The sequence below is a fragment of the Natronococcus sp. A-GB7 genome (assembly GCF_029688865.1).
In the GTDB taxonomy this organism is placed as follows: Archaea; Halobacteriota; Halobacteria; order Halobacteriales; family Natrialbaceae; genus Natronococcus.
In genome coordinates, this window is sequence record NZ_JARUKV010000001.1 from 54,153 (window position 1) to 79,967 (window position 25,815).

Annotated in this window: 23 protein-coding genes and 1 tRNA gene; 11 read left to right on the top strand and 13 right to left on the bottom strand. The window is 65.6% G+C overall.

The genetic code is table 11. The annotated features are described in order from the left end of the window. Positions 1–255: 255 nt before the first annotated feature. From QA609_RS00300 to QA609_RS00310, 3 genes are read right to left on the bottom strand one after another with little or no spacing between them, the layout of a single operon-like run. Positions 256–888 carry an AIR carboxylase family protein gene (locus QA609_RS00300; RefSeq protein ID WP_278300582.1) on the bottom strand — a complete coding sequence of 211 codons (633 nt, stop codon included), beginning with the start codon at positions 886–888 and terminating at the stop codon, positions 256–258. A 15-nt stretch (positions 889–903) separates the two neighbouring features. Continuing rightward, positions 904–2,118, bottom strand: a complete 1,215-nt coding sequence (locus QA609_RS00305; RefSeq protein ID WP_278300583.1) for a 5-(carboxyamino)imidazole ribonucleotide synthase — start codon at positions 2,116–2,118, stop codon at positions 904–906. A gap of 36 nt (positions 2,119–2,154) precedes the next feature. Continuing rightward, positions 2,155–2,361 carry a hypothetical protein gene (locus QA609_RS00310; protein WP_278300584.1) on the bottom strand — a complete coding sequence of 69 codons (207 nt, stop codon included), beginning with the start codon at positions 2,359–2,361 and terminating at the stop codon, positions 2,155–2,157. On the opposite strand from QA609_RS00310, the gene ribH reads away from it, so the two are divergent. The 4 genes from ribH to QA609_RS00330 all read left to right on the top strand — a co-directional run bounded on the left by ribH (position 2,354) and on the right by QA609_RS00330 (position 4,892). Beyond that, positions 2,354–2,773 carry a 6,7-dimethyl-8-ribityllumazine synthase gene (ribH, locus tag QA609_RS00315; RefSeq protein WP_278300585.1) on the top strand — a complete coding sequence of 140 codons (420 nt, stop codon included), beginning with the start codon at positions 2,354–2,356 and terminating at the stop codon, positions 2,771–2,773. The two genes, QA609_RS00310 and ribH, sit on opposite strands and share 8 nt — an antisense overlap. Further along, the gene (locus tag QA609_RS00320; protein ID WP_278300586.1) at positions 2,770–3,918 is read left to right on the top strand and encodes a pyridoxal phosphate-dependent aminotransferase; all 1,149 of its coding nucleotides are present in this window, start codon (positions 2,770–2,772) and stop codon (positions 3,916–3,918) included. Before ribH ends, QA609_RS00320 begins: the two co-directional genes overlap by 4 nt. Before the next feature lie 86 nt (positions 3,919–4,004). After that, positions 4,005–4,754: an HNH endonuclease gene (locus tag QA609_RS00325; RefSeq protein ID WP_278300587.1), complete on the top strand. Its 750-nt coding sequence runs from the start codon at positions 4,005–4,007 to the stop codon at positions 4,752–4,754. Positions 4,755–4,789: 35 nt separating this feature from the next. Beyond that, a tRNA-Gln gene (locus tag QA609_RS00330) sits at positions 4,790–4,892 on the top strand. A gap of 392 nt (positions 4,893–5,284) precedes the next feature. On the opposite strand, the gene QA609_RS00335 is transcribed toward QA609_RS00330, so the two are convergent. Continuing rightward, positions 5,285–6,331: a hypothetical protein gene (locus tag QA609_RS00335; protein ID WP_278300588.1), complete on the bottom strand. Its 1,047-nt coding sequence runs from the start codon at positions 6,329–6,331 to the stop codon at positions 5,285–5,287. A 158-nt stretch (positions 6,332–6,489) separates the two neighbouring features. Here QA609_RS00335 and QA609_RS00340 point away from each other — a divergent pair, with 158 nt between their 5' ends. After that, the gene (locus tag QA609_RS00340) at positions 6,490–6,996 is read left to right on the top strand and encodes a GNAT family N-acetyltransferase (protein ID WP_278300589.1); all 507 of its coding nucleotides are present in this window, start codon (positions 6,490–6,492) and stop codon (positions 6,994–6,996) included. A gap of 105 nt (positions 6,997–7,101) precedes the next feature. Here QA609_RS00340 and QA609_RS00345 read toward each other — a convergent pair whose 3' ends face one another. The 5 genes from QA609_RS00345 to QA609_RS00365 all read right to left on the bottom strand — a co-directional run bounded on the left by QA609_RS00345 (position 7,102) and on the right by QA609_RS00365 (position 14,861). Then, a complete protein-coding gene (locus tag QA609_RS00345) occupies positions 7,102–7,479 on the bottom strand; it encodes a helix-turn-helix domain-containing protein (protein WP_278300590.1) in 378 nt (125 codons plus the stop codon). A 181-nt stretch (positions 7,480–7,660) separates the two neighbouring features. After that, positions 7,661–8,464: a molecular chaperone TorD family protein gene (locus tag QA609_RS00350; protein WP_278300591.1), complete on the bottom strand. Its 804-nt coding sequence runs from the start codon at positions 8,462–8,464 to the stop codon at positions 7,661–7,663. A 2-nt stretch (positions 8,465–8,466) separates the two neighbouring features. After that, entirely contained in the window at positions 8,467–9,675 is a 1,209-nt protein-coding gene (locus QA609_RS00355; protein ID WP_278300592.1) for a 4Fe-4S dicluster domain-containing protein, read from the bottom strand. 15 nt (positions 9,676–9,690) lie between these two features. Then, entirely contained in the window at positions 9,691–13,197 is a 3,507-nt protein-coding gene (locus tag QA609_RS00360) for a molybdopterin-dependent oxidoreductase (protein ID WP_278300593.1), read from the bottom strand. A gap of 368 nt (positions 13,198–13,565) precedes the next feature. After that, positions 13,566–14,861 carry a P-loop NTPase gene (locus QA609_RS00365; protein WP_278300594.1) on the bottom strand — a complete coding sequence of 432 codons (1,296 nt, stop codon included), beginning with the start codon at positions 14,859–14,861 and terminating at the stop codon, positions 13,566–13,568. A gap of 860 nt (positions 14,862–15,721) precedes the next feature. On the opposite strand from QA609_RS00365, the gene QA609_RS00370 reads away from it, so the two are divergent. After that, positions 15,722–17,005, top strand: a complete 1,284-nt coding sequence (locus tag QA609_RS00370) for an orc1/cdc6 family replication initiation protein (protein WP_278300595.1) — start codon at positions 15,722–15,724, stop codon at positions 17,003–17,005. Between the two features lie 258 nt (positions 17,006–17,263). Here QA609_RS00370 and gdhB read toward each other — a convergent pair whose 3' ends face one another. Next, complete coding sequence (gene gdhB / locus QA609_RS00375; protein ID WP_278300596.1) at positions 17,264–18,538, bottom strand: glutamate dehydrogenase GdhB; 1,275 nt, start codon at positions 18,536–18,538, stop codon at positions 17,264–17,266. Positions 18,539–18,678: 140 nt separating this feature from the next. Between gdhB and QA609_RS00380 the strand changes: the two genes are divergently transcribed. The 3 genes from QA609_RS00380 to QA609_RS00390 are packed head-to-tail and all read left to right on the top strand — an operon-like array spanning position 18,679 to position 20,698. Beyond that, complete coding sequence (locus tag QA609_RS00380; RefSeq protein ID WP_343233775.1) at positions 18,679–19,251, top strand: MaoC family dehydratase; 573 nt, start codon at positions 18,679–18,681, stop codon at positions 19,249–19,251. 2 nt (positions 19,252–19,253) lie between these two features. Continuing rightward, the gene (locus QA609_RS00385; protein ID WP_278300598.1) at positions 19,254–20,081 is read left to right on the top strand and encodes a PH domain-containing protein; all 828 of its coding nucleotides are present in this window, start codon (positions 19,254–19,256) and stop codon (positions 20,079–20,081) included. Next, positions 20,078–20,698 (top strand): PH domain-containing protein, encoded by a 621-nt coding sequence (locus tag QA609_RS00390; RefSeq protein WP_278300599.1) that lies wholly within the window; start codon positions 20,078–20,080, stop codon positions 20,696–20,698. The genes QA609_RS00385 and QA609_RS00390 overlap by 4 nt, the downstream gene beginning before the upstream one ends. A 31-nt stretch (positions 20,699–20,729) precedes the next feature. On the opposite strand, the gene QA609_RS00395 is transcribed toward QA609_RS00390, so the two are convergent. Further along, on the bottom strand, positions 20,730–21,080 hold the full coding sequence (locus tag QA609_RS00395; RefSeq protein ID WP_278300600.1) for a DUF5658 family protein: 351 nt from the start codon (positions 21,078–21,080) through the stop codon (positions 20,730–20,732). A 128-nt stretch (positions 21,081–21,208) separates the two neighbouring features. Then, the gene (locus tag QA609_RS00400; protein WP_278300601.1) at positions 21,209–22,987 is read right to left on the bottom strand and encodes an acyl-CoA carboxylase subunit beta; all 1,779 of its coding nucleotides are present in this window, start codon (positions 22,985–22,987) and stop codon (positions 21,209–21,211) included. Positions 22,988–23,237: 250 nt separating this feature from the next. Between QA609_RS00400 and QA609_RS00405 the strand changes: the two genes are divergently transcribed. Then, on the top strand, positions 23,238–24,410 hold the full coding sequence (locus tag QA609_RS00405; RefSeq protein WP_278300602.1) for a hypothetical protein: 1,173 nt from the start codon (positions 23,238–23,240) through the stop codon (positions 24,408–24,410). Between the two features lies 1 nt (position 24,411). Further along, on the top strand, positions 24,412–24,681 hold the full coding sequence (locus QA609_RS00410) for a hypothetical protein (RefSeq protein WP_278300603.1): 270 nt from the start codon (positions 24,412–24,414) through the stop codon (positions 24,679–24,681). Positions 24,682–24,834: 153 nt separating this feature from the next. On the opposite strand, the gene QA609_RS00415 is transcribed toward QA609_RS00410, so the two are convergent. Further along, on the bottom strand, positions 24,835–25,815 hold the full coding sequence (locus QA609_RS00415; protein ID WP_278300604.1) for a sugar phosphate nucleotidyltransferase: 981 nt from the start codon (positions 25,813–25,815) through the stop codon (positions 24,835–24,837).

Below are 25,815 nucleotides of genomic sequence, written 5' to 3' on the forward strand. Positions count from 1 at the left end.
CCGTTTCGGCCGGTAGGAGCATCAGCATCCGTTTTCGCCGCTCGGAAACTCGGCCGAACGATCTTCGAGCCCGATCGGCGGTCGATCTGTCCGTAAAGAACAGGTTACCGTTCAGTTACGTTCCGGAAGAAATCCGGGGAATGGACACCCGTATGCGAGATACAGCTCGTTGAGTGTAGACTACCGATATTTCGAATGACTTGTTGTACCCTCGATACGAACGGGCGAGAGCGGAGCCGTCTGCCCCCGAGAATGTCACTCGCTCGAGAAGCGCGCAGTCCCGCCGTCGTGGAGCCGGCGGGAGACCTCGCCGACCTCCCCCCGAAGCTCCTCGTGGTACTCGAGGAGTCGCTCCCGAACCGGCTCGTGCTGTCGGGCGAGGATCTGTGCAGCTGACAACGCGGCGTTGAACGATTTGCCAGCGTCGACCGCGACCAGCGGCGCTCCCGTAGGCATCCCGATGACGCTGTCGACGGACTTCTCCTGGACCGGAACGCCGATCACCGGTAGCGGGTAGGCGATCGACGCAGTCATGTTCGGCAGGTCGGCGGACTTGCCGCCCGCGCCCGCGATCAGCACCTCGAGCCCACGGTCCTCGGCCGTCTCGGCGTAGGCGGTCATCAGCTCCGGCGTGCGGTGAGCCGAGGTGACGTACGTCTCGAACGTAAAGCGCGCCTCGGGCGGGTTCTCGTAGTCGGTTTGCTCTTCGAAACCGAGTTCGTCGACGAGAGCGTCGTAGGCGCCGCGGCGCCGTCCGCCCGTAGACATCACCTCGAGATCCGAGTCACTCCCCATCACGATGCCGACGTCGGGCGTCTCGGCGTCCGGGCGATCCTGGTCGGCTTCGCGGTGCAGGCGGTCGATCAGCTCCTCGACGGTGTCGCTCATGGTAGGCAGTGTTGCTTACTCCGATGTGAACGTGACGGCACGCTCGAGTTCCCGGGCCGTCTCGAGCAGGTCGTCGGTCGTCTCTCCCTCGCGGCCGGCGATCGTGACGTGGCCCATCTTCCGTAGCGGCCGAACCTGTCGCTTCCCGTACCAGTGGAGGTTCGCCGCGGGCGTCTCGAGGACGCGGTCGAGGTTTCGAAGTTCGGCGTCCCGCGGCTCGTCGACGTCGCCGAGCAGGTTCACCGACACCGTCGGCGAGCGCAGGTCGGTCGCCGCCAGCGGCCAGCCCAGTACTGCCCGGGCGTGCTGTTCGAACTGCGAACTCTGGGCGCCTTCGATCGTCCAGTGGCCCGAGTTGTGCGGGCGGGGAGCGATCTCGTTGAGCAGGACGTCGCCGTCGCGCTCTCGCGGACTTCGTCCGCTCGAATCCTCCGAGGCGCGTAGCGCCTCGCTCGTCTCGAACAGCTCGATTCCGTAAACCCCTCGCCCGTCCATCACTTCGAGGACGTCCTCGGCGACCTCGAGGGCCCGCTCCTCGACGGCCTCGTCGGAGCCCGCGGGAACGATCGTCTCCCGGAGTATCTCGTCCTCGTGAACGTTCTCTCCGATCGGGAACGCCGCGGTCTCGCCGTCGCCCTTGACCGCGATCACCGAGATCTCCCGTTCGAAGTCGACGAACGACTCGACCATCGCCGGCCCGGCGACGGACTCGAGTGCGTCCTCCGCGTCCGCCTTCGACTCGACGGGGACGTTGCCGCGGCCGTCGTAGCCGCCCGTCCGGGCCTTCAGCATGACAGGGGCGCCGTAGTCGTCGATCGCCTCGCGGACGTCGTCGGCGTCCTCGACCCCCCGGAACGGCGGAACGGGTACGCCGGCGTCCTCCAGCGCTCGCTTCTGGACGAGCTTGTCGTGGATCGTCTCGAGGGTCGCGGGGTCGGGGTGGACGGGCGTCCCCGAGTCCTCGCTGACCCGCCCGAGGACGTCCTGGTCGGCCAGTTCGATCTCGAAGGTCAGAACGTCGGCCCGCGCGGCGAGCTCCCGAATGCCGGCCTCGTCGTCGAACTCGGCGACGATCTGGTCGCGCGCGACGGGTGCGGCCGGACAGTCCGGCGTCGGATCGAGCACGACGACCTCGACGCCAAGCGGCGCGGCCGCCTCCGCGAGCATCCGTCCGAGCTGTCCGCCACCGACCACGCCGAGGGTCGGCCCCGGCGTCCGTAGCGTCGTCATCGGGCGTGGGTTGGACGGGCCCTCGCTTAAGTATTCTCAATGCTGCTGATTTCCTCGCTCGTGGTCCGCCGACATCTCCACGTTCGTGCCTACCACCGTCGAGGCGAACCGACGGTCGGCGACGGATAGTTCCGGCGACCAACCGGTGGCCGACGGGTCGAACTCGGGCGACGCGAGGGGGACATCATCCGCCGAGAACGGTACCTCTTTGAACTCCCCACCCGACCGCTCGAGTATGACCACGCTCGGACTGGTGGTCGCGGAGTTCAACCGAGAGATCACCGAGCAGATGGAAGCCGCCGCCCGCGAGGCCGCCGACGACGGCGGCGCCGAGGTGTACGAGACGGTTCGCGTCCCCGGGGTCTACGACGCCCCGCTGGCAGCCGACCGACTCGCCCGCCTGGAGGCCGTCGACGCCGTCGCCGTGATCGGCACCGTCATCACCGGCGACACGGACCACGATCAGGTGATCACCGACGCGGCCGCACAGCGACTCTCCGACGTCAGTCTCGAGCGTGACACTCCCGTAACGCTCGGCGTCACCGGCCCCGGCATGTCCGCCGCGGAGGCGCGCGAACGCGTCGACAACGCGGCGAAGGCCGTCGACGGCGCGCTCGATCTCGTCGCCGAGCTACCCGACCCAGATCAACGATGACGATGGAATTCACCGACCGTCTGACCCGAGTCGAACCGTCCGCAACGCTCGCCATCTCCGCGCTCGCAACCGAACTCGAGAACGAGGGGGCCGACATCGTCGACCTCTCGGTCGGCGAGCCCGACTTCCCGACCCCCGAGAACGTCGTCGAGGCCGGGAAGGACGCGATGGACGCCGGCCACACCGGCTACACCACCTCTGCGGGAATCCTCGAGCTTCGCGAGGCGATCTCCGAGAAGCTCGCCGAGGACGGCCTCGAGCACGGCACCGACGAGATCATCGTCACGCCCGGGGCAAAGCAAGCGCTGTACGAGATCGTCCAGGCGCTGATCGCCGAGGACGACGAGGTCGCCCTGCTCGACCCCGCCTGGGTCTCCTACGAGGCGATGGTCAAGATGGCCGGCGGCTCGCTGTCGCGGGTCGACCTCTCCGAACACGAGTTCCAGCTCGAGCCCGCCCTCGAGGACCTCGAGGCCGCGGTGTCGGACGACACCGAGCTACTGATCGTCAACTCGCCGTCGAACCCAACCGGCGCCGTCTACTCCGACGAAGCGCTCGAGGGCGTCCGCGACCTCGCCGTCGAGCACGATATTACCGTGATCTCGGACGAGATCTACAAGGAGATCACCTACGGCGTCGAGCAGACCAGCCTCGGCACCCTGGAGGGAATGGCCGACCGCACCGTCACCGTCAACGGCTTCTCGAAGGCCTACTCGATGACCGGCTGGCGGCTGGGCTACTTCGCCGGCCCGGAGGAGCTGATCGACCAGGCCGGGAAACTCCACAGCCACTCCGTGTCCTCGGCCGTCAACTTCGTCCAGCACGCCGGCGTCGAAGCGCTCGAGAACACCGACGAGGCCGTCGACGAGATGGTCGCCGCCTTCGCCGAGCGCCGAGATCTGGTCGTCGACCTGCTCGAGGGCCACGGCGTCGACGTCGCGGTCCCCGACGGCGCGTTCTACATGATGCTCCCCGTCGCCGAGGACGACCAAGAGTGGTGCGAGGGCGCGCTCGAGGACGCCCACGTCGCCACGGTCCCCGGCAGCGCGTTCGGCACGCCGGGGTACGCCCGCATCTCCTACGCCGCGAGCGAGGAGCGCCTGCAGGAAGGTATCGAGCGACTGGCCGACGAGGGCTACCTGTAACGCCGTCGGCAACCCCGATTTTCGCGGAGTCAGTCGATTTTGTCTGTTGGCCTATCTTTACGTACGATAGCGAGGCCATCGACCGCATGGACTGTCCCACGTGTGGCAAGTCCCTCCAGTCGGAGCGCGGAATGCGACAGCACCACACGAAAATACACGGAGAGCCGCTGCCGAACCGGACCTGCAGCGGCTGTGAGACGGAGTTTTACGATCCGAAGGCGCGCCGCGAGTTCTGTGACAACTGTAACCCGAACGCCGGAGAGCACAACGGGAACTGGAGGGATGCGACCGAGACTACATCGTGTGCATCCTGCGGAACGACGTTCTCGTACTACCCGTCTAACAAGCAGGGACGGTACTGTCCGGACTGCGTCGAAGCCGCCGATGGATTGCTTCCGGAGAACCCATCCGAAAAGGGCGAACGAGTCGAGACAGCGTGCCTGTCGTGCGGAGCGGACCTCGAGGTGCGTCCCGCTCGTCTCGAACGGCGAAAGCGGGGTGTCTTCTGTACGCTCGAGTGCTACGGAGAGTGGCTCTCCGAGAACGTCGTCGGCTCGGAGCACCACCAGTGGGAGGGTGGACCGATCGAATACGGTAGAGAATGGTGGCGCGTACGGCGACAGGCGCTCGAGCGGGACGAGTACGAGTGTCAGCACTGCGGCGCGGACGCCGAGGAGCTCGATCGAAACCCGGACGTACACCACGTTCGACCGGTCCGATCGTTCGAGACCGTCGAAGATGCGCACACCCTGAACAACGTCGTAACGCTGTGTCGGAGCTGTCACCGTCGCGCGGAAGCGGGCTCGATATCGGTACCCTCTCGTCGTGAAAAGTAACACTATTGTGCGGCGGGAGTCTATCCCGCGAGTGAAGTCCCGTGGTGTAGTGGCCAATCATATGGGCCTTTGGACGTGTTCGGTTCAGTCCGTCACGGAAGACAGCCCATGACGGCGGTTCGAATCCGCCCGGGACTATATTTCACTTATTATGGCGTGGAATAAACTGGTCGGGCACTAGGTGCCGTTCTTAGCAGTAGATAGTAGGGTGATTTCTTTATTTAGAGTCGGGAGCGAAACTCGCGGTCAGTACAGGCGGAGGCGGTATCACTGCGGTAGCGCCACAAGCGCAGCACCCGCGAGCGACCAGCGGGAGCGAGCGGCCTTTTTAGCGTAGATTTTTGGAGGAGTGGTGAGCGAGCAACGCGAGCGAACCCGACGAGAAAAAGTACGTGGGCACGCTCTATGTGACGGTTTGACCGATTCAAATTCACAATCCAGACTGAGTAAAGAAACCGTGTTACCAACTACTGTTAGATATCTTTCGGCGGAAGCAACCTCGAGCTATCCGACCCTAACTTCCGAACAGCCTACGACGGCAGTTCCTCGAACGTCGCCGACGCGTGGACCCGGTTCCCCTCGAGGACGATCTCGTGGGGGACGTCCTCGCCGACGAGGTGGTCCCGGATCATGCTCTCGGCGGGGACCGAATCCTCGGGATAGAGCCCCGAGAACCGGGCTTCCGTCTCGAGGAGCTCGCCGTCCTCGGCGGAGACGACGAGAGTGGAGACGAACCCCTCGAGATCGTCGAGAACGGGGTTGCCGCCCGCGTCCAGATCGACTCGTGGCTCGTCGCCGGCGTCGATCTCCTCGGCCGGCTCGAGCGCGTCGTCGAACTCCTCGACGTTCCAGACGCCGAACGTCATCGCGGCGTCGCCCGTCGTCTCGAAGAGCCAGCGGCCGTCGTCGGTGTCGACGACCCGGTCGGCCTCGTCGAGGGTTCGCTCGAGCGCGTCGTCGACGACGGCTTCGGGCCGATAACCGTCGTCATCATCGGGCTGGGTCGCGACGACCACCGCGTCCTCGGAGACGGCGTAGGCCAGCTCCTCGGGGGCGACGTAGACGGTGTACCCACCCCGTTCGTCGGCCTGCTCGAACCCCTCGGAGTACTGCGCGACGAAGAGTTCGGGGTCGTACGTCCCGTGGAACACGAGCGCGTTCTCGGTCCAGGTCACCGAGTCGGTCGCGATCCCGTCGATCTCCCGGCCGTCCTCGGGAAGGATATCGCTGGAGAAGGGGTAGAACATGATCCCGAACACCGCGAACGGAGCGACCAGCCCGCCGTACATCGGGAGTCCGAGGATCAGTGCCTCCTCGAGGAGCCTCTCGGTTTCGTCGTCGGTTCTCGGTTCGTCCTCCCGCTCGAGTTCCTGGAGGGCCGTCCAGTCGAGGTGGGCGAAAAACGTGTCCGCCTCCGTTCCTCGGCCCGCCTCGGGGACCCATCCGGCGTAGCCGGGGACGTCGCGGGACGGGAACCGACCGTCGTCGCCATCGAGATCGTCGGTGCCGGAACACCCGGCGACCGTCGCGACACCCGTCGCGGCGAGAGTCGTCGAGAGAAACTGGCGGCGTTCCATACGGAAGCGCTTCGGTCCGGACGGGGAAAACCGTGACGCGCTCGTCCCGCAGAGACGTGCGGTACCGCCCCTCTCGACCGAAACGGCGGATGCTCGCTCGCTCCCAGCCACTGGGAACCCGGGACAGGCTTAGGAACGTCCGTCACTGAGTAGACCACATGACCCTCCCGCCCGATCAGCGACCGCAGTTCCCGCGTCCGCCGACGACGGCCGACGATCACGAGGGCCGGACGATAACGGTCGTCGAGTACGACGACGGCACCGACCCCCTCGTCGAGATGTACGGCCACTTCGACGAGGAGTCGCGGTCGCAGGGGCTCCCGCCCAGATCCGACGATCGGACCCGCGAGTGGCTCGAGGGGCTGCTCGAGGACGGGTACAACACCGTCGCGTACCACGGCGACGACGCGGTCGGCCACGCGGTGTTGGTCCCCTCCGGCGAGCTGTTCGAGCTCGCGATCTTCGTTCGTCCGGAGTACCAGGCCGCGGGGATCGGGACGCAGCTCATCCGCGGGCTGCTCGGACAGGGACAGGACCGCGGCGTCGAGCACGTCTGGCTCACCGTCTCCCGCTCGAACCGGATCGCGATGAACCTCTACTGGTCGGCCGGCTTCGAGACGACGGCGAGCGGGCGCGGAGAACACGAGATGGAACTCTTCCTGTAAGGTATCGGAAGCGTTCTGGAAGAGGGAGCGACGGGAGTCGTTCCGGGAGCGAACTCGAAGAGGGCGGAACCTGTCGGTCGCTCGACGGTCGCAGAAGCCACACCGCTAGTCCGAGAGCGCACTCGAGCCCTGTCCCGGGGCGTCGATCGAAATCCCCTCCGTGCCCGTCACGGAGACCGTGATCTCGTCGAAACACTGGCAGTACTCGCTAGCGTGTTTGCCGCCCATCTGGATCCGAACCCGTTCTTCGAGCAGTCCCGCGTCGGTCAACAGCTCGAGCTTGCGGTACACCGTCGAAGAGGGAACCTCGCACCGATCGGCGACCTCGGAGGCGGTCAGCGCCTCGTCGGTCGTCGCCTCGAGGATCGTCCGGCAGTCGCCGTCCTCGAGGGCCGTGAGGACGGAGTCGACGTCGACGTCGTCTTCGGTCGAGAGAGGCGATGCGGAGTCGGTGGGATCGCGGTCGTAGTTCGTCACGGACATCGTCGTTCTACTCCCTTCTTTTGGCGGGATTCGTACCAATTGGCGCCCAAAATATACGGGGGCGTTTATAACAGGGCAGATACCCGAACGTGGCCAGGACACGTTCGAGCGCGAGTCGAACTCGAGCGATCACTCGGACGAAAAGCGACTGAAGATCGGATACGGAACGAACGGGAACGGGTCAGTAAGGCCCCTCTCGGTTCCCCATCGGCATCTCGGCACTCGGTCCCGAAGGCGTCGAACCCGAGGGCGTCGTCCCGCAGGTTCCACACCGGAAGTCGCCCTCACCCTCGTTGAGCCCGTCGAGGGGTGACGGCGGGGTCTCCTCGAACTTTTTCGGTTCGACGCCGAACCGATCGGTGTCGTCGGCGACGAGGCTGTCGACCAGCGCGGCGAGCGCGCGGTAGAACTCGACGTCGGCTTCCTCCGCGAGCGTCTCGCGGAACCGTCCGGTCCAGCGACCGAGGTGGTCCTCGAGGAAGCTACCCTGCGCGTCGGTCACGACCTCGACGCCGGTGTCGTCGTCCTCGTTCTCCAGGTAGGCCGTCTGTAGGGCCAGATGGGAGAGGAACTCGAGCTGGATGCAGAGGTGATCGGCACGCTCGCGGTTGCCGTCCTCCATCGACAGCCCGAACGCCTTGTAGAACCCCGACAGGTCCGCCAGCGTGTCAGTACTGGTCACGATCGTGCCCGGGCTGTACTCGATCTGGTACTGCTGGATGTTACCGCCGGCCTCGAAACCGAACAGCGCGGACCAGTTCGAGTAGTACTCGTCGAACTCGTCCGCGTCGGTCGGCGACGCCTCGGCGACCGCCGCCGCATGTTCTTCGAGCGCCTCGTTGTCGAGGGCCCCTGCGGACTCGAGGAGCTGCTTCTCGAACGTACCCGAGAGTAACGCGTCCTCGAGTTCGTCGTCGGGGCGGTCGAACGCGAGTGAGGCGAGCTTGTACAGTCGTGCGCGGTGAACGTGTCGAAGTTTAGTCATTGTTACGTGATGTCGAGCCGGTAGGCGTCGTTCTCCTCGTCGTAGAGGTCGCGTTCGTACTGCGGTTCCTCCATCGGGACGCGAGCGACCGTCGAGCCGTCCTCGTCGTAGCCGATCGCCTCCTCGTCGGTGACCTCGAACTCCTCGACGCGCCACTCGGTCGACCCCATCAGGTGGAGCAGACCGCGGAGCTTGCGGTACTCCTCGTCGCCGCGACGGGCGGCCTGGTAGGTCTCCTTGGCCTCCTCGACGCGGGGGCCGAACATCTGGACGAGGTAATCCGTCGGCACGTTGATCGGCGGGATGTAGTAGACGTTGGGCTCGAGGCCGAGCTGGGGGTACAGCGGCAGCGCAACCTCGGCGTCGTGGACCAGGTAATCGATCGGGTTCGAGGAGTCGGCCTCCTCGGGTGGATTGATCCAGCCGTGCTGGCGGATCTTGCCCAGACAGTTCTCGAAACACTGCGGAACGAGCCCTTCCTCGACTTTCGGATAGCAGCCGACGCACTTCTGGGAGACGCCCTCCTGGGGGTTGTAGACGGACTTCCCGTACGGGCAGGCCCGCACGCACTCCTGGAACGCCTCGCAGTTCTCCTCGTCGATCAGGACGATTCCGTCCTCCTCGCGCTTGTAGACGGCCTGGATCGGACAGCCACCGGCACAGCCGGCGAACGTACAGTGGTTGCACAGCCGCGGGAGGTAGAAGAACCACATCGGGTGGGTTTCCTGGTCCTCCGAGATGTGCGTATCCGCCTGGAACTCCTCGCCGGCCGGCTCGTCCTCGCCGAGGTTGGGGTGGGCCCAGTCCTCGCTGTCGGGGCGGTAGCCCTCGATCCCCTCGCCGTGCATGTTCTCTGGATCGTCGTCGGGCTCCATGTCTTCCCAGTCGATGTCGTTGGCCTCGAAGATGGTGTCGCCGTCGTAGACGTACTCGCCGTCCTCCTGGGTCCACTCGCCAACGCCGAGTTCCTCGAGGATCTCCTTGTCCCAGCCGATGGGATGGGAGCCGTACGGTTTGGTCTCGACGTTGTTCCAGAACATGTGCTCCTGGCCCTCGCCATGGGTCCAGGTCGTCTTACACGACAGCGTACATGTCTGGCACGCGATACACTTGTTGATATCGAACACTGCCCCCCACTGTTTTTCCGGTCGGGACTCGCCGTAGGGGTACTCCATCTCGCGTCCGATCTGCCAGTTGTATACTTCAGCCATTGGTAATCACCTGTGTTAGTCGTCGGAGGTCGTCACGAAGTTGCCGCTGAGGTACTCCTCCATCGATTCGTCTTCGGCGGACGGGCGGATGCCTTTCTCGACGGGCTCCCACTCGCCCTCGCCGTCCATGCCGCCATCTTCGGCCTTGTCGATCTTGACGAACGCCTCCTTGGGTGCGCCGTTCGCACAGTGAACGTCCGGTGCGAACCCTTCGCCGATGTTCTGACCAGCCATGTCCTTGCGGGGCATGCTGTCCGTCAGTCGGGTCGGCCGGAAGAACGACGTCGTGGCACTCTGGTGGCCACCCTGTCGGTAGAGGGAGACGTAGTCCGTGTCCTCGGACTTGGCCATGCCGTCGTCGCGCTCTTCCTGTGCCTCGTAGGATTTGTGCGACGTCTGGTTGACGTTCATCCAGCTTCGGGTAACTCCCTCGGGCATCGCGGGCTGGTACCGGACTCGCATCATCGCGCGGGCGTAATCGTCTTCGCCCTCGTCGGGATCGTACCCGATGTACGGGCGGTCCTGCGGGTCCGCATCGACCCACACGTAGTCACCGTCGGAGAGCCCCTCTTCCCGGGCGTCAGTGGGGTTCATCTCGACGTAGCCCTCACCGTAGTACGGCATCCGCTCGTCCTCGCGGTGCATGTCGCCGTGGTTGCCCCACCATACCGCGATGTTCGGCAGGGAGTTCGCGAAGGTGTGGGCTCCGTGGCGGTACTTCGGCGTCATGTAGATGTACTCGTACCCTTCGGCCAGCTCCGAGAGGGGGTGGCTGGAGTCGAGCAGCTCCGTCGGCGTCCTGATCACGTTTCGGACCTGCCGGGCCTTCGTGTCGCCGACGCCGTCGTCCTCCCAGCCGAGATCGTCCGGCGTTTCGGGGTCGATCACCGGGCTGTCGCTGTCGTCGACCAGGACGTTCGGTTCGTAGGGAGTCGCGTCGATCGGCTCGCGATGAACCGGGATGTTCTCACCCGATTGCGTGAACTCCGCTTCTTCACGGAAGAACTCCATCCGTCCGGTCTTGGTGTACCAGGGATCGTCGTCCTGGATCTGCCGGCTGCCGACGTACTTCGGGTAGGTCCGGGACATAATCAGCGCCGGCGTCCCGTCCTCGGCGTCGTCGAGCAGTTCCTCGACGTCGTACCCCTTAACCATGTTCGAGTTGTCGATGATCCGCTGGAGGTACGGCTTGGCCTTGTACTCGTCCTCGTCGATGAACTCCCAGTAGTCATCGAAGCGCGGCTCGTCGAGGTTCTCGGCGAGCTTCTGGGCGACGCCCTTGTAGTGTTGGGCGTCGTTGCGCGTGTTGTAGATCCGGTCGATTCCGGACTCGGGCATCGTGATGACGAACGGGTTCGTCACCGATGCCGTGATGTCGTGGACGTTGTGCTCGGCCCACGAGTCGGCCGGGAAGACGATGTCCGAGTACTCACAGGTCATCGTCCACCACCACTCGCTACAGAAGAACGCCTCGATGCGACCCGTCCGGAGGGCGCTCTCGATGATCTTGTACGCGCCCTTCGCGTTGCCGAGGAACGAGTTCGACCCGGCGATCCACACCGACTTCGTCGGCGTGTGCATGTGCGAGTCGCCCTGGAAGTACTCGCCCTCGACTTCCAGTGGCTCGTCGAGGTTGGCGTACCAGTGGGCCGACTGCATGTCGAACCGGCCGTCGACCTCCGCGGGCTCGTCCGGATCGAGTTCGGGATCGAAGGGGGTTTCCTGGGTGTACTGCCAGACGCCGTTGAAGTACGCCGCGCGGTAGTTACCGGCGTAGCTGCCGATGTTCCCGCTGAAGCTGCCGACGTTCTGGGTCAGCGACGCGACCAGGAAGGCTGCGCGGTCTTTCAGGTCCTGGTTCGTGTAGTGGTTCGGACCCATTCCTGTCAGGATGAGCGTCTCCTCCTGGTTGTCGGCGAGGTCGTGGGCGAGGTTCTCGACCGCTTCCGGGGCGGTCCCGGTTACGTCGGCGGTCGAGTCCGTATCCCACGTTTCGACGAGATGCTCTCTGATGAGATCGAAGACCGGACGCACCTCGACCGTCTCGCCGTTGGCGAGTTCGACCTCGAAGGTGCCCTCGAGCGTCGCCGCGACGTCGAACTCGTCGCCGACCTCTTCGCGGGTAACCGCCTCCAGCTCACCGGTTTCGTCGTCGCGGACCACGAAGTCGCCCCACTCCTCGCGCATCTCGTCGGTGATGAACTGCTCGTCGACGTCGGTGATGTCGACGCCCGGACGCTCGCTCTCGTCGGCGACCGTCGCCGTCGTCTCGAGCTCGCCAAGTTCGTAGTCCTCCATGACGTCGCTCGCGCGCAGGAACTCGCCGTCGTCCAGTCGGACGAGCATCGGGAGGTCCGTGTACTTGCGGACGAACTCCTCGTCGTAGAGTTCCTCCTCGATGAGGACCCGTGCCGCGCCGAGGAACAGCGCTGAGTCGGTCGCCGGCCGGACAGTGATCAGCTCGTCACACTTCGAGGCCGTCGCGTTGTAGTCGGTGAAGATGCCAGTGACCTTCGTGCCCTTCAGGCGGGCCTCGGTCAGCCAGTGGCAGTCGGCCATCTTCGTCGTCAGGAAGTTGATCCCACAGAGGACCACGTGGTCGGCGTACTCGACGTTCGCCAGGTCGAAGTCGACCGTCTGCTGGCCGGTGACCATCGGGTGGCCCGGCGGCAGGTCGGTGTGGAACGAGTAGTTGTCCAGGCCGACCGCGCCCAGAGCCTCGTCCTCGCCGACGTCCCGGACGTGGTGGTCGAGAAGCGCCATCGAGTTCGCCGTCCGATACTGGCCGAACAGCTTGATCGGACCGAGCAGCGGCATCCCGCCGCGGAACTTCATCGAACGGACGCCGGCGCCCTCGGTCTGCTCGACGACGCGCTCGTCGTAGTCTTGCTCGAGCAGGGCTTCCATACCGCTCTGTCCGCTGTACTGCTCGGCGATCTCGATGAACGTCTCGGCAGCGATCTCGTAGGCCTCCTCGTGGTCGACCTCGATGAAGTCGTCCTCGCCGCGGTTGGCGTACTCCTCGGGCATCGAGCCGTCGTCCTCGCGGGGGAAACCGTCCTCGTACCACTCGAGGAACCCCTCGCGGACCATCGGGGCCTTCACGCGGCGGTCGCTGTAGAACCGCTCGATCATCGCCAGACCCTTGTTACACACGCGGGGGTCCCAGCGCTGGGTCGCCTGGTTGCCGTGCAGGTCCGTCGCCTCGCCGTAGTTCATCGACGGGCCGAGGCGAGTGATTTCGCCGTTCTTGACCGACGCCTCGAGGTAGCAGTTGTGCGTGTCGTTCGGCTGGCACGTGAGCATGTAGGAGTCGTCGGGCTCCCACACGTCGCGGTAGTGCTCCTCCCACTCGCGATTCGGATACTCCTCGAGTGGGTTCATCGGTCCCTCGTCGGCGTCGCCCGAGAGTCGGCGGTAGCCCAGCAGCCCGAGTCCGGAGGCACCGGCGACCCCGGCCGCCGCGGCGCCGAGCTCGCGGCGGGTCATCTCGATGCCGGCGTCGTCCTCGGATTCAGACATCGTCCCACCCCGCGGACGTCGCTCGAAGCGAGCCGACGGACGGTGCGGTCGTTACCCGGCACGGATGCCGTTCCGTGGGTTCCGATTGTCCGTGTTTCATACAGGATGTCGTTGGGAGTCCGTTCTTTAACCAGACGCGGCTGTTCCCAGCAAATGGGGACGAGCGGCCCAGAGACCACGGTATAGCGGGCCATTTATAACAGGGTTGGAAAAGGAACGAGACACCGGTTCGGATCGTTCGAAAGCCGTTCCGGACGACCGCCGAGCCGAGGACGCGAGCGTCGGGTCGAATCGACTCGAGGCGGATTGACGCTTCGAGTCAGGTTGACGGCCCGAGTCGGGTTGACGCCTCGAGCCGGATCGATGACTCAGGCCAGGAGTTCGGACCGCGCGAGCGGCTCGGTTTCGAACTCGACGAGCCAGCCCTCCTGTCCGAGATCCTCGACGTCGGCTCGCTCGAGGCGTTTGCCGTCGGACTCGAGGGTCTCCGCGACGGACTCGCGGAGCCGCTCGGGGTCGTGGCGACAGAGCAGCGATAGTCGGCCGTCCTCGGCGATACCGAGTTCGGTGATCGCCTGTCGCTTGCAGGCCTCTGGCGGGAGCCCACGCAGGTCGATGGCGTCCTCGGGCGCCCGCGTTCCGCCCTTCCCGGCGACGAACGATTCGACGGTCTCGGCGAGATCGGCGATCGCCCGCTCCCCCGCCGAGGTGCCGTCCACGAACGATCGCTCCGTCGGGTTCCGAAGCGCGGGGTCGAACGGAACGGGTTCGATCGAGGCGACCGCGTCCTCGTTGATCGCGTCCTCGAGGTTGCGCCCGTCGCCGTCGTATGGCGACTCGTTCGTTTCGGTCGCGGTCATGTTCGGGACGACGCCGATCGTCTCGACGTCGTTCGCGGTGAACAGGGCGCCGGTACGTTCGGTTGCCCTGACGCCGGCGTCGGTCGGCGTGCTCACGAGCAGGGCGCCGTCGAGCGGTGCCTGCTGAACGATCGTGTAGACTGCGTCGCCGATCCCCGGCGGAAGGTCGACCAGGAGCACGTCCCGGTCGTCCCAGGTCGCGTCCCCGAGGAGGTCCTTGAGGACGTCGTGGACCATTGCGCCGCGCCAGGCGACGGGGCCGTCCTCGGCGATCAGATCGAGGCTGACGACCTCGATTCCGTCGGCATCGATCGGCTGGGGTCGACCCGAGGGGGTGTTCTGGATCGGTCCCTCGGCACCCAGCAAGTCGGGGATGTCGGGTGCGTAAACGTTTGCGTCGAAGACCGCCACGTCGAGCCCGGACTCGTCGAGCGCACGCGCGAGCGCGGCGGTGATCGTCGTCTTGCCGACGCCACCCTTCGCGCTGCCGATCGCGATCAGCGAGTCGACGCCCGTGACGGGAAGGCCGCTCTCGGGCGCCTCGGCGTCGGTCGCCTCGATCCGGACGTGGTCGATCCCCTCCGTGGCGAGCCCGGCGCCTCGAAGCTGGTCCGAGAGGCGTTCGCTCAGCCGTCGGTTGAGCCGATCGAAGACGACCGTGAACGTGACGACGCCGTCCTCGACGGAGACGTCCTCGAGCAACTGCTCGCTGACCGGGTCGCCGTCGGCTAACTGTACCTCCCGCGTTCGGTCGATAACTGCGCGTTTGGTCTCGTCGTCCGTCCGCGGTGTCTCGTCTTCCATAGTCGCGTGTTCGGAACGGACGGTATTTCACCCAGCGTCTCTTCCCAGGGGCTGGGAAGACGACGTCGGACGGGGAAACTACTCTCGGACCCGTCCCCCGGTCCCCTCGTTCAGAGTGTAACGGCTCGAGCGGGAACCGGGAGGACTGGCGAGGTGTAGTCGCGGCGTTTCACTCTGAATTGGGTGTGTGTCCACCCCCACCCCCAATTCAGAGTGAAAAGGCCTTCGAAGGTGTCCGCCCCCGCGAGGGCGGATGGCGTGAAGCGGCTACTACTCGAGAGTCGGCGTATCGGACGAGAAGGCCACGTACAAGCCGCTTCGAGACGACTCCGGACGGCCGCTCGATCGAAAGGGAAGAGCGGAGTTGGTACTCCGCCCCAGGAGTTGTTCCCACTATCCTATCTTATACCTAGGTAGGATTCTAGATAGATACAGTAACTAGCTAGATCTATTCTAGGTGTCGTCCGAGAACAAGTGATAATAACCTATACCATAAAATATAATACTAACTAGTAGACCTCGTTTGAGGAAGTAGTAGTAGTAGCAGTAGCAGTAGTATACCTACACTTTCGTGTTAGTCGTTACCTCTGTTCCCGATCCTTCTCCCCCCAGTTCACTCCATCCACCTCACCCCACCCCCACCCGCTCTCTCGACTCGTTTCACTCTGAACGAGGGGTGGGGGAGGGGTCGGGGCGAAGCGGGGATTCGGAGGCGTCGTCCCAGAGTTCAGTCTGCATGCGGCCTTCGGGCCTCCCTTACGGCTTCTCTCGAAATGCGCCGGTTCAACGCCGCTCGGGATCCGTTATCAGTCTGAGCTACCTTCCATAGTTTTATTATACGACTCTCCAAGGACAGCAACATGACCGAACAGGCCGGTGGGGATCCCCTCTTCCAGTCGCAGGATCCGATCTTCGATCGGAAGGAACTCCTGCACGTCGGCCACGTCCCCGAGGAGGACCGGATCGTCGGTCGGGACGACGAGATCCAGTCCGTCGCCGCCGAGGTCGGGGCGATCACGCGGGGCGACCCACCGAACAACGTGATGATCTACGGCAAGACCGGGACCGGAAAGAGTCTCATCTCCCGCCACGTCGCGACGCGGGCCCGTGACGCCGCCGAGGACAACGATATCGACTGCGGCGTGCTCTACGTCGACTGCTCCGAAGCCAACACCGAGACGCGCGCGACCCGCCAGCTCGCACTCAACCTCGCCGACCAGACCGGCTACGACCAGCACATCCCGGTTCGAGGCGTCGGTACGATGGAGTACTACCAGCACATCTGGTCGGTCCTCGAGGAGTTCTTCGACTCGGTAGTCGTGATCCTCGACGAGATCGACAAGCTCGACAACAGCAACATCCTGATGCAGCTCTCGCGGGCCCGCGAGGCCCGAAAGACCGACGCCTACATCGGCGTCATCGGCATCTCGAACAAGGTCCAGTACCGCGAGACGTTAGACGAGCGCATCGACAGCAGCTTCGGCCACCGGGAGCTGTTCTTCCACCCCTACGACGCCGCACAGCTCCGGGAGATCATGCGCAATCGTCAGGACGCCTTCCAGCCGGACGTGCTCGAGGACGGGACGATCGAGCTCTGTGCGGCGCTGGCGGCGAAGAAACACGGCGACGCGCGCAAGGCGATCGAGATCCTCAAGGAGGCCGGCGAGCTCGCGCGCCGAACGGCCTCGGAAAGCGTCTCCGAACGCCACATCAAGCAGGCCCAGGAGGTCGCCGAGATCAACCGGATCGAGGAGCTCACCAGTGGAGCGACCGCCCACGCGAAGCTGGCGCTGTACGCCCTGGCGAGCTGTATCGTCACCGGCGACCGCGAGACGTACAAGACCCGCGAGATCTACGAGCGCTACGCCGATATCTGCGAGCTGGTCGCGACCGATCCGATCACCGAGAACGGACTCTACCGTCAGCTCAAGGAGCAGGCGTTTCTGGGCGTCATCGAGTCCGAGAAGACCGGCGGCGGCCGCTCCCAGGGGAGTTACCTCCTCCACCGGCTGGTCACCGATCCGAAACACATCGTCAAGGCCGTTCGCCGCGACGACTCGCTCGAGGAGCTGCCGCCCTACGACAAACTCGCGGACAGTACCGATTCGACGCGCGGACGCGTCGATCTCTCCTCGTTCTCGTAGCTCTCGGCTCCGTTCCTCGTTCTCGTAGCTCTCGGCTCCGTTCCTCGTTCTCGTAGCTCTCGGCTCCGTTCCTCGTTCCCGCAACTCTCCGCTCCACTCCTCGTTCCTTGTTACTCGCTCGCGTCGCTTTCCGTTCCAGTAGCAGTCGGCTCCGCTCCTCGTTTCCGTAGCCCCACTACTCCCGAGCCGTTTCACTCTGAACGAGGGGTGGGACCCCGACCCAACGGTCACGGCTGCCGACGGGGACGATACCCACGACTACGGCCACAGGCCGCGGGCGTCGTGTGCGTCCGCGATCCGCGAGAGCGCGACGAGGTAGGTCGCGTCGCGCCAGGTGACGTCTCGTGCGTCGTACTCCTCCTGAACGGCGTTCCACGCCTGGAGCATCTCCGACTCGAGCTCCTTGTGGACCCGCTCTAAGCTCCAGGCACGGCGGTTGATGTCCTGGAGCCACTCGAAGTAGCTCACCGTCACCCCGCCGGCGTTGGCGAGGATGTCCGGGATCACGTGAACGCCCTGGTCCTCGAAGACCTGGTCTGCCGCCGACGTCGTCGGTCCGTTCGCCCCCTCGACGATCATGTCGGCTTGGACGTTACGGGCGTTCTCGACCGTCAGCACGTTCCCGATCGCCGCAGGGATCACGACGTCGACGTCGAGCTCGAGCAGCTCCGCGTTCGAGAGTGTCTCGGGGGCGTCGTACGTCGAGACCATCCCCGGCGTCTCGTCGTGGTCCTCGACGTCGTTCGTGTCGAACCCGTCGGGATCGTAGATCGCGCCGTCGACGTCCGAGACCGCCACGATCGTCGCGCCACGTTCGTCGAGGTAGCGGGCCGCGTTCGCGCCGACGCTACCGAAGCCCTGAACCGCAACCGTGGTCTCCTCGAGCTCCCGGCCGTAGTACTCGATCGCCTCCCGCGTGACGATCCCGACGCTTCGGCCGGGGGCCTTCTCGCGACCCTCGGAACCGCCGATGACCGGTGGTTTCCCCGTGACGACGCCGGGCGTCGTCTCGCCGGCCTGCATCGAGTAGGCGTCCATGAACCACGCCATCGTCTGGGGATCGGTTCCCATGTCAGGAGCCGGGATGTCCTTCATCGGCCCGATTACGGGACGGAGCTCCTCGGCAAACCGGCGGGTGAGCCGCTCTTTCTCCCCCCGGCTCAGCTCCTTCGGGTTGACGACGACCCCTCCTTTCGCGCCGCCGAAGGGGAGATCCATCACGGCACACTTCCAGGTCATCCACATCGAGAGCCCGACGCACTCGTCCTCGGTGACGCCGGGGTGGTAGCGTAGCCCACCCTTGTACGGGCCGCGGACGCTGTCGTGGTGGGCGCGGTAGCCGGTGAACATCTCGGTCGTCCCGTCGTCGCGCTCGAGCGGGATCGACACTCGGTAGACGCTGGTCGGATGACGGAGCCGTTCGACGACCCCCTCGTCGACCTCGAGGTGTGACGCGGCGCGCTCGAGCTGGCGGCGGGCGGTTTCGACGGCGCTCTCGGATTCGGGTTCCGCTGTGGATTCGGCTGTAGTCATAGTGAGACGGTGGCTGCACCGACCGGAGCAGTGTTCGACTCGGCCGACGACCTCCCGCCGGACCGGCCTCCGGGTGCAGGTGTAACTGGTATTCACACCGGACAATAATCCTTGTCACTGCGAGCGAGTGTCGACAATATTTGCGACCCCGAGAGGAGCGGGACGACCGCTCGCACCCCGCATCATCGAGCGGACGAACGACCCCTCGAGATCCCGACGCGTTTTTGTGCGGTCTCGTGGAGGTAGAACGCATGACGGGACTGTACTACGAGGAGTTCGAGGTCGGCGAGACGATCGAGCACGAGCGCCGACGGACGATCTCCGAGGGCGACAACCAGCGCTTCTGTGACATGACGATGAACCAGCAGCCTCTCCACCTCGACGAGGAGTTCGCTGGCGGCACCCAGTTCGGAGAGCGGCTGGTCAACGGCCTCTACACGATGTCACTGGCGGTCGGGGTCTCGATCCCGGAGACGACCGACGGGACGATCGTCGCGAACCTCTCGTACGACGACGTCGAACACCCCCAGCCGGTGTTCCACGGCGACACGATCCGAGTACAGTCGACGGTGACCGACAAGCGCGAGACCAGCGACGGCGAGCGCGGGATCGTCACCATGCGCGTCGAGGCGTTCAACCAGAGCGACGAGCTCGTCTGTGAGTTCGAGCGCACGGTTCTCTCGCTGAAACGCGAGCACGCGGAGGCGGAGTGACGATGTCGACCTCCGGTGACGCTGCCCTCGAGCGCGACCTCGAGTGGCTCTCGCTGGAGGACGACGAGGAGATCGTCTGGGCTGGCGGCCCCGACCGTCGGACGCTGCTGCCGACGCTGGCGATCGGGATTCCGCTCTCGATCGTGCTGATCGGGATCCTGATCATCGTCGGCGAGTACCTTCGGATCCGCAACACGGTCTACGTTATCACCGACAGCGCCGTCTACCGGAAGACCGGCGTGCTCTCTCGGGACGTCAAACGGATCGATCACGAGAAGGTCCAGGACATCTCCTACAGCCAGTCCGCGCTCGGCTCCACCTTCGGCTACGGCACCGTCCAGCTCACGACCGCTGGCGGCGCAGGCGTCGAGATGGCGTTCCGATCCGTTCCGGACCCCCGAACGGTCCAACAGCGGATCAGCGAGCAGGTCGGTCGTCACCGCGATCCGGGTCAGGGAGAGGGCGACGTCCTCGAGGAGATCCTCGCCGAACTACGGGCGATCCGTTCGGCCGTCGAGGGGTCGGACGACGGCGGCGAGATGCCGGATATCGACGGTGAGATGCCAGATGTCGACGGCGAACGGTTGCTCGAGCCCGACTCGGAAGCCGAAGCCGAGTCGAGGACCGAATCCGAACCGGATCGTCGGGAGCCCGTTCGCAGACGACAGCCGCCGACGGACGACGCAAACCCGGCGGATGAGGGCCCGTCCGACGGCGATCCGTCCGACGACCGACTCCTCGAGGGCGACGATCCGTCGCTCGATGACCGTCCGCTTGAGGACGACTCCTCGACGGCGCGCTCGTCGGACGACGATCGGAACCGAGGATGACGGCCGTGACGAGTCGTGCCTCGAGCGAGCCCACTGATCCGACCGATCGGGACGGGGTCGCATCCTGGCTGGCACTCGAGTCGGACGAACAGCTCCGCTGGCGGGGTCGGCCTCGGATCCAGACCGTCTACCCGTGGCTGGCCGGCGCAACCCTCGCCATGATCGCGGTCGCCGCCGGCGTCGCGCTCGAGTTCCTCACGATCCTGGCGCTCGGCTGGATTCCAGTGCTCGCGGCGGTGCCGCTGTGGCCCTACGTCCGACTCGCGAGGACGGAGTTCGTGATCACAGACCGTCGGCTAGCGATCAGACGCGGCGTGGTCGGCGTCTCGGTGCGAACGGTCGGCCTCGAGCGAGTCCAGAACACGACCGTCACGCAGGGTGCCCTCGAGACGGTGATCGACGCCGGAACGGTCTCGATCGAGACCGCGAGCGGGTCGACGCTTGCGTTTCGCTCCATCGACGCTCCGCTCGCGGTTCGTGCCGAACTCGAGCGCGCGGCGGACGGATCCGAACGGGCAGGGATTCCCGGCACGCGGGCACAGTGGACCGCGATCAGGGACGCGGTTCGGGGCTGGCGGGTCGCACTCGAGGACGGGAACGACGACGAGCGACCGTAGAGGCGTTCCCCGTTACCCGGCTCGAGCGGACTCAGACGACCCGCGAAATCATGTAGAGGTTGATCCCGACCGCGACGGTCCAGGGGATCGCGAGCCCGGCGGGGACGATCACCCGATACACCTGGGGAAGGAGGGGACGACAGGCCAGGCCGATGCCGACGGCAGCCCCCTTCATCGCGAGCATTCCCGCGAGCCCGTAGCTGTAGATCACGTTCCTGGCGATCGGGTTCGATTCGGCCAGCCCGAGCTGGAGGCCGACGAACGTCGTGACGACGTCGCCGACGAGCGAGAGCGCGACGAGGAGCCAGAGCGCGCGCTCGAGCGTCTGCGGCGTCAGCTCGCCGGGAAGCCGTCTCGAGGCGTATCCCTCGTCGAGGCTCATGAGTCTCCCCGCCGGAGTCGAACCGGCGACCGCCCTCGGGAGCGTATGGCTCGCTCGACGAGAAGCGGTTTTGTTATGGGAGCGATAGCGATCGGATAGGCGGCTGCTAAACGGTTCCCGATACCGAACTACAGGATCGTGCCGTGTTTCTTGTCCGGCAGCTCCTTCTCGAGACCCTCGTAGAACCCGAAGCGGGCCGACAGCTCCTCGCGGAGCGTGCTCGGCGGGACGATCTCGTCGATGACGACCTCGCTGGCCATCCGGTGGACGTCGATGTCCTCGCGGTACTCCTCGCGCAGTTCCTGCTCGCGGCGTTCGCGCTCTTCGGAGTCGTCGATCTCGGAGAGCTTGCGCGCGTAGACGGCGTTGATCGCGGCCTCGGGGCCCATGATGGCGATCTCGCCCGACGGCAGGCCGATGACGCTCTCGGGGTCGTAGGCGGGGCCGCCCATCGCATAGATGCCCGCGCCGTAGGCCTTGCGGACGACGACGGTCTGTTTCGGAACCGTCGCCGACGACGTCGCGTAGATCATCTTCTTGCCCTGCTCGAGGATGCCATCCTTCTCGACCTGCGAGCCGGCCATGAAGCCGGGCGTGTCACAGAGGTAGAGCAGGGGGATGTCGAACGCGTCGGACTTCCAGATGAACTCCGCGGCCTTCTCGGCGGCGTCGGGGAAGATCGCGCCCGCGCGGTGGGCCGGCTGGTTCGCGACGATGCCGACGGGCCGGCCGTCGATCCGGGCGTAGGCCGTGATAATCTCCTCGCCGTAGTCGGGCCGTAACTCGAAGTAGGAGCCGTCGTCGACGATTCGATCGATGACGTCGGTCATGTCGTACCCCTTGTTGGGCTCCTGGGGAACGATCGCGTCGATCCCCTCGGGAGAGGCAGCCGGCGGCTTCGGCTCCTGTTTCGGCGGTTTCTCGTCGGCGCTGTCGGGCAGGTACGTGATCAGCTGGGCGACGAGTTCGCGGGCGTGTTCCTCGTCGCGCGCAACGAGGTCCGCGGAGCCGGATTCGGCGGCGTGGACCTGTGGGCCGCCGAGGTCCTGCATGCTGATGTCCTCGCCGGTGACCATCTGGACCATCCGCGGGGAGGCGATCGCCATCGCGGACATTTCCTCGACCATGACGGTGAAGTCAGCGAAGACGGGGGTGTAGGCGGCCCCGGCGATACAGGGGCCGTAGAGCACGCAGATCTGGGGCACCCGTCCCGAGAGCATCGAGTGGTTGTAGTAGTACTTCCCGATCCCCTCGCGGTTGGCGAAAAAGCCCGTCTGCTGGTCGATCCGGCCCCCGGAGGAGTCCATCAGGTAGAGCACGGGTTGCCCGGTCTTCAGCGCCCGCTGTTGCATCCGAAGGAACTTCTCGACGCCCTTGGCTGCCATGCTGCCGCGCTTGACGGTGTAGTCGTTGGCCATGAAGTGGACGTCCCGGCCCTCGAACTCCGCGGCGCCGGTGATGAGCCCGTCGGCCGGAAGTCGGTCGTCGGTCTCCTCGTCCGCGTCGGCCCCGCGGGGGTGCCAGTCGTCGAACGCCGCGAACTTCCCGTCCTCGAACAGCAGGTCGCCGCCCTCCCCGCCGAACCACAGGTCGAGGCGATCCCGGACGAACAGCTTCTCGCCGTCCTCGAGTTGCTCGCGGTACTTCTTCGGACCCCCCTCGAGGATGTCCTCGATCTCCGCCCACAGCAGTTCCTCGCGATCGGTCGGGCCGAGCGACTCCGCGGAGCGGTCGTCCACTGATCGATCCGCCGTTGGCTCCGGTTCGGATGGCTCCTCGTGGGTCGCCGCCGGCTCGTCTCCGTCACCGACGTACACCTCGACGTCGCTTCCGACGTGTTCGGCCAGCGCAGCCGCGATCGCGGCCGCCTCGTCGTCGGACGCGGTCGCAGCGATACGAACTTTCATGACAAAAATTGCGACGGGGGGTCCCAAAACCGTTTTCACTCGCCGACGTCGGGATCCAACCGACGATTTCGCCGAAACGGCGGTTTCGGTGACTGTCCCGGTTCGAAACCAGAACAGCACCTGCAGGCAGAATCGGTAACCTCTAATTTGCCCAACCACGTAGTAGCTTCCGATCCAACGGGTGTACGTGACGATTAGCTATGCACACCCGGGGGGTACGCCGTAGAGCCACACTCGAGAGATCCGTAGTATGTCCGATGCGACAGCTTCCCGTTCCGCAGGTCGGCTCGCGAGGATTCGCGACCACGTAGAGAAGGGGATGAGCCGCCGCGAGTTCTTCCGGACCCTCGCCACCGGCGGGTACGCCCTCGGTATGGCCCACTTTCTCGGCGTCGAGGACTTCCTCGCGGCCGACGACGGCGAGGTCCCGGTCGTCACCGCGCTCGTCCGGAGCGATCCCGACGACCCCTGGTCGCTCGAGGAGCGCACGGAGTACGTTCCCGCGGACTGGTACGCTGCCGTCGAGAAGGCTATCGAGCTGAACGACCGCCTCTCCCGGGCCGCGTTCACCGGCTATCTCGGCAGCGCGGTCGTCCCCGAACGGTACGACGACGGCGGTGCGGCGGTCTCGGTCGGCGTCTCCGGCGACCTCGATTCGATCCGGGACGCGGTCGGCGACCTCTCCGAGGGCGTCTCCCTGAACGTCCGGGAGATCGTCGACGTCGAGGCGGTCGAGGACGGTTCCGACCGCTACGAGCCGCGGATGGCCGAATCACTCACCTCGAGCCAGGTCCCCGCTGGAATCGCCTGCGAGACGCCCTCGAGCCTTGCGACGCTCGGGCCGGCCATGTTCGATCCCGAAAGTCAGCAACGGTACTTCGTCACGGCCGAGCACGCCTTCGAGAAGCAAGACGAGGTCGATGGGGCGTTGCTCTCGCTCCCGCTCTCGGCCGAGGAGCCCGTCGAACTCGGCCCGGTCAGACACGCGTATCCCGTCGAGGACGTCGCCGCCATCGAACCGAACGGCACCCTCGAACCGTCGACGTGGATCGACGCCCCGGAGCCGGTCCGCGTGCGCGGCCAACTGACACGCTGGGGCCTCGCCGATCTCATCGCCCGGGACGAACGCCTCGAGAAGGTGGGCGCACTGACGGGCCACACGACCGGTCGGGTCCAGGGGTTCGACGCGGTGACCTGTTTCACCGACGACTTCTGTCGCCGGGGTCAGATCCGCTGGGGCGGCGAGATGGATCTGACCGACGGCGACAGCGGCTCGGTCAGCTACTACGACGATCCAGGGGGTGAGGAGGAAGACGTCCTCGTCGCCGGTTTCAACAACGCCCGCACCTGGTGGCCCGGCCAGAGCTACGTCTGGGGGGTCGCCGCCTACCGCGTCACCGAACGGTACGGTTATCACTTCTAACATGGAACGCGATACCACGCACGGATCCCGGATGTCCGACGATCACCCCTCCCGGCTGCGCCGCGCCGTCGCCAGCCTCGCGGCAGCCATCGGCGTCGGGACCCGCATCCTCGTCGACGCGCTCGTCGTCGGGCTCTGGGTCCTGTTTCTGACGCTGCTGTTTCTCTCGACGAACTGGCCGCGGTGGCTGTTCTATGTCCTCCTACTGGGTGGGGTCGGCGTCTACGTTCAGTTCACCGCCTGGTGGGGCGGGTCGACGTCGGGGTCCTGACCGCGACGCGAGGCGGGTTGCCTCAGTTATTCTCGTCCTCGGCGACGGCGAGTTCGAGGACGAAACTCGAGGACGAGACGATGTCGCCGAGTGGATCTGACCGACGGCGACAGCGGTTCGGTGAGCTCCCACCACCAGGAAGCTGGCCTCGTCTCACCGGTCGTCCGGGATCCGGGTGTGGGCACCGATCAGGGCGCGCTCGAGGTCGAACCCGCTGATTCTGGCTCCCTCGTCGACGATCGAGCCGCGAACGGTCGTCGACCCGAGGTACGCTTCCGGGAAGATAACCGAGCGTTCGACGTCGGCGTCGACGAGGGTCGCGTCCGCCATCACGTGGACGTCGTCGCCGACGCTGCTCTCCCGAACGGTCGCCGACTCGGCGACGTGGGAGTCGCCGTCGAGGTGCCAGGAGACGGCGTCGAGGTAACTTCCCCTGGTGCCGATGTCGTACCACGCACCGTCGAACGTGTAGGCGTAGGTGGGTTCGCGGTCCTGGAGCCACTGGACGAACCAGCCCGGCTCGTCCGGGTCGTTTCCCGCTTCGAGATAGGGGTCGAACAGGGACAGCGTCTCACCGGGGAACGCGTAGCAGCCGATCGAGACGAGCGAACTCTCCGGTTCGTCCGGTTTCGCCTGGAAGCCGACGACGCGTTCGCCGTCCAGTTCGAGCACACCGTACGACGTAGCCCGCTCCCGCGAGCAGACGTCGTAGGCGGCGATCGCCGGGCCCTCGCATCGGTCGAAGTACTCGAGGAACTCCTCGAGCGCGAAGTCGAAGAGATTGTCGCCCGCGATCACCAGCAGGTCGTCGTCGAGTCCTTCGCGGTCGATCAGCTGGGCGAGCGCGCCGACGACGCCGAGTTTCTCGTCTTCGCGTTCGGTCTCCTCGACGGACAGGCGCGGTTTGTCGTACGGTCCGTCCTCGAGGTGAGCCTCGAAGTCGGGGGCGAACCGTTCGTTCGTGCTCACGTAGATCTCGTCGATCCGATCGAGGGTCTCGAGTTCGGCGTAGATGCGATCGATGACCGTCGTCTCGCCGAGCGGGAGCAACATCTTGGGGCGGTGTCTCGTGATCGGCCACAGGCGAGTTGCGTAGCCACCGGCCAGAACGACAGCGGTGGTTGGGCCCGTCAT

Excerpts from the sequence above, each read along its gene's own strand:
- QA609_RS00300 (WP_278300582.1), bottom strand. The coding sequence starts at position 888 with ATGAGCGACACCGTCGAGGAGCTGATCGACCGCCTGCACCGCGAAGCC.
- QA609_RS00305 (WP_278300583.1), bottom strand. The coding sequence starts at position 2,118 with ATGACGACGCTACGGACGCCGGGGCCGACCCTCGGCGTGGTCGGTGGC.
- ribH (WP_278300585.1), top strand. The coding sequence starts at position 2,354 with ATGACCACGCTCGGACTGGTGGTCGCGGAGTTCAACCGAGAGATCACC.
- QA609_RS00320 (WP_278300586.1), top strand. The coding sequence starts at position 2,770 with ATGACGATGGAATTCACCGACCGTCTGACCCGAGTCGAACCGTCCGCA.
- QA609_RS00325 (WP_278300587.1), top strand. The coding sequence starts at position 4,005 with ATGGACTGTCCCACGTGTGGCAAGTCCCTCCAGTCGGAGCGCGGAATG.
- QA609_RS00335 (WP_278300588.1), bottom strand. The coding sequence starts at position 6,331 with ATGGAACGCCGCCAGTTTCTCTCGACGACTCTCGCCGCGACGGGTGTC.
- QA609_RS00340 (WP_278300589.1), top strand. The coding sequence starts at position 6,490 with ATGACCCTCCCGCCCGATCAGCGACCGCAGTTCCCGCGTCCGCCGACG.
- QA609_RS00345 (WP_278300590.1), bottom strand. The coding sequence starts at position 7,479 with ATGTCCGTGACGAACTACGACCGCGATCCCACCGACTCCGCATCGCCT.
- QA609_RS00350 (WP_278300591.1), bottom strand. The coding sequence starts at position 8,464 with ATGACTAAACTTCGACACGTTCACCGCGCACGACTGTACAAGCTCGCC.
- QA609_RS00355 (WP_278300592.1), bottom strand. The coding sequence starts at position 9,675 with ATGGCTGAAGTATACAACTGGCAGATCGGACGCGAGATGGAGTACCCC.
- QA609_RS00360 (WP_278300593.1), bottom strand. The coding sequence starts at position 13,197 with ATGTCTGAATCCGAGGACGACGCCGGCATCGAGATGACCCGCCGCGAG.
- QA609_RS00365 (WP_278300594.1), bottom strand. The coding sequence starts at position 14,861 with ATGGAAGACGAGACACCGCGGACGGACGACGAGACCAAACGCGCAGTT.
- QA609_RS00370 (WP_278300595.1), top strand. The coding sequence starts at position 15,722 with ATGACCGAACAGGCCGGTGGGGATCCCCTCTTCCAGTCGCAGGATCCG.
- gdhB (WP_278300596.1), bottom strand. The coding sequence starts at position 18,538 with ATGACTACAGCCGAATCCACAGCGGAACCCGAATCCGAGAGCGCCGTC.
- QA609_RS00385 (WP_278300598.1), top strand. The coding sequence starts at position 19,254 with ATGTCGACCTCCGGTGACGCTGCCCTCGAGCGCGACCTCGAGTGGCTC.
- QA609_RS00390 (WP_278300599.1), top strand. The coding sequence starts at position 20,078 with ATGACGGCCGTGACGAGTCGTGCCTCGAGCGAGCCCACTGATCCGACC.
- QA609_RS00395 (WP_278300600.1), bottom strand. The coding sequence starts at position 21,080 with ATGAGCCTCGACGAGGGATACGCCTCGAGACGGCTTCCCGGCGAGCTG.
- QA609_RS00400 (WP_278300601.1), bottom strand. The coding sequence starts at position 22,987 with ATGAAAGTTCGTATCGCTGCGACCGCGTCCGACGACGAGGCGGCCGCG.
- QA609_RS00405 (WP_278300602.1), top strand. The coding sequence starts at position 23,238 with ATGTCCGATGCGACAGCTTCCCGTTCCGCAGGTCGGCTCGCGAGGATT.
- QA609_RS00410 (WP_278300603.1), top strand. The coding sequence starts at position 24,412 with ATGGAACGCGATACCACGCACGGATCCCGGATGTCCGACGATCACCCC.
- QA609_RS00415 (WP_278300604.1), bottom strand. The coding sequence starts at position 25,815 with ATGACGGGCCCAACCACCGCTGTCGTTCTGGCCGGTGGCTACGCAACT.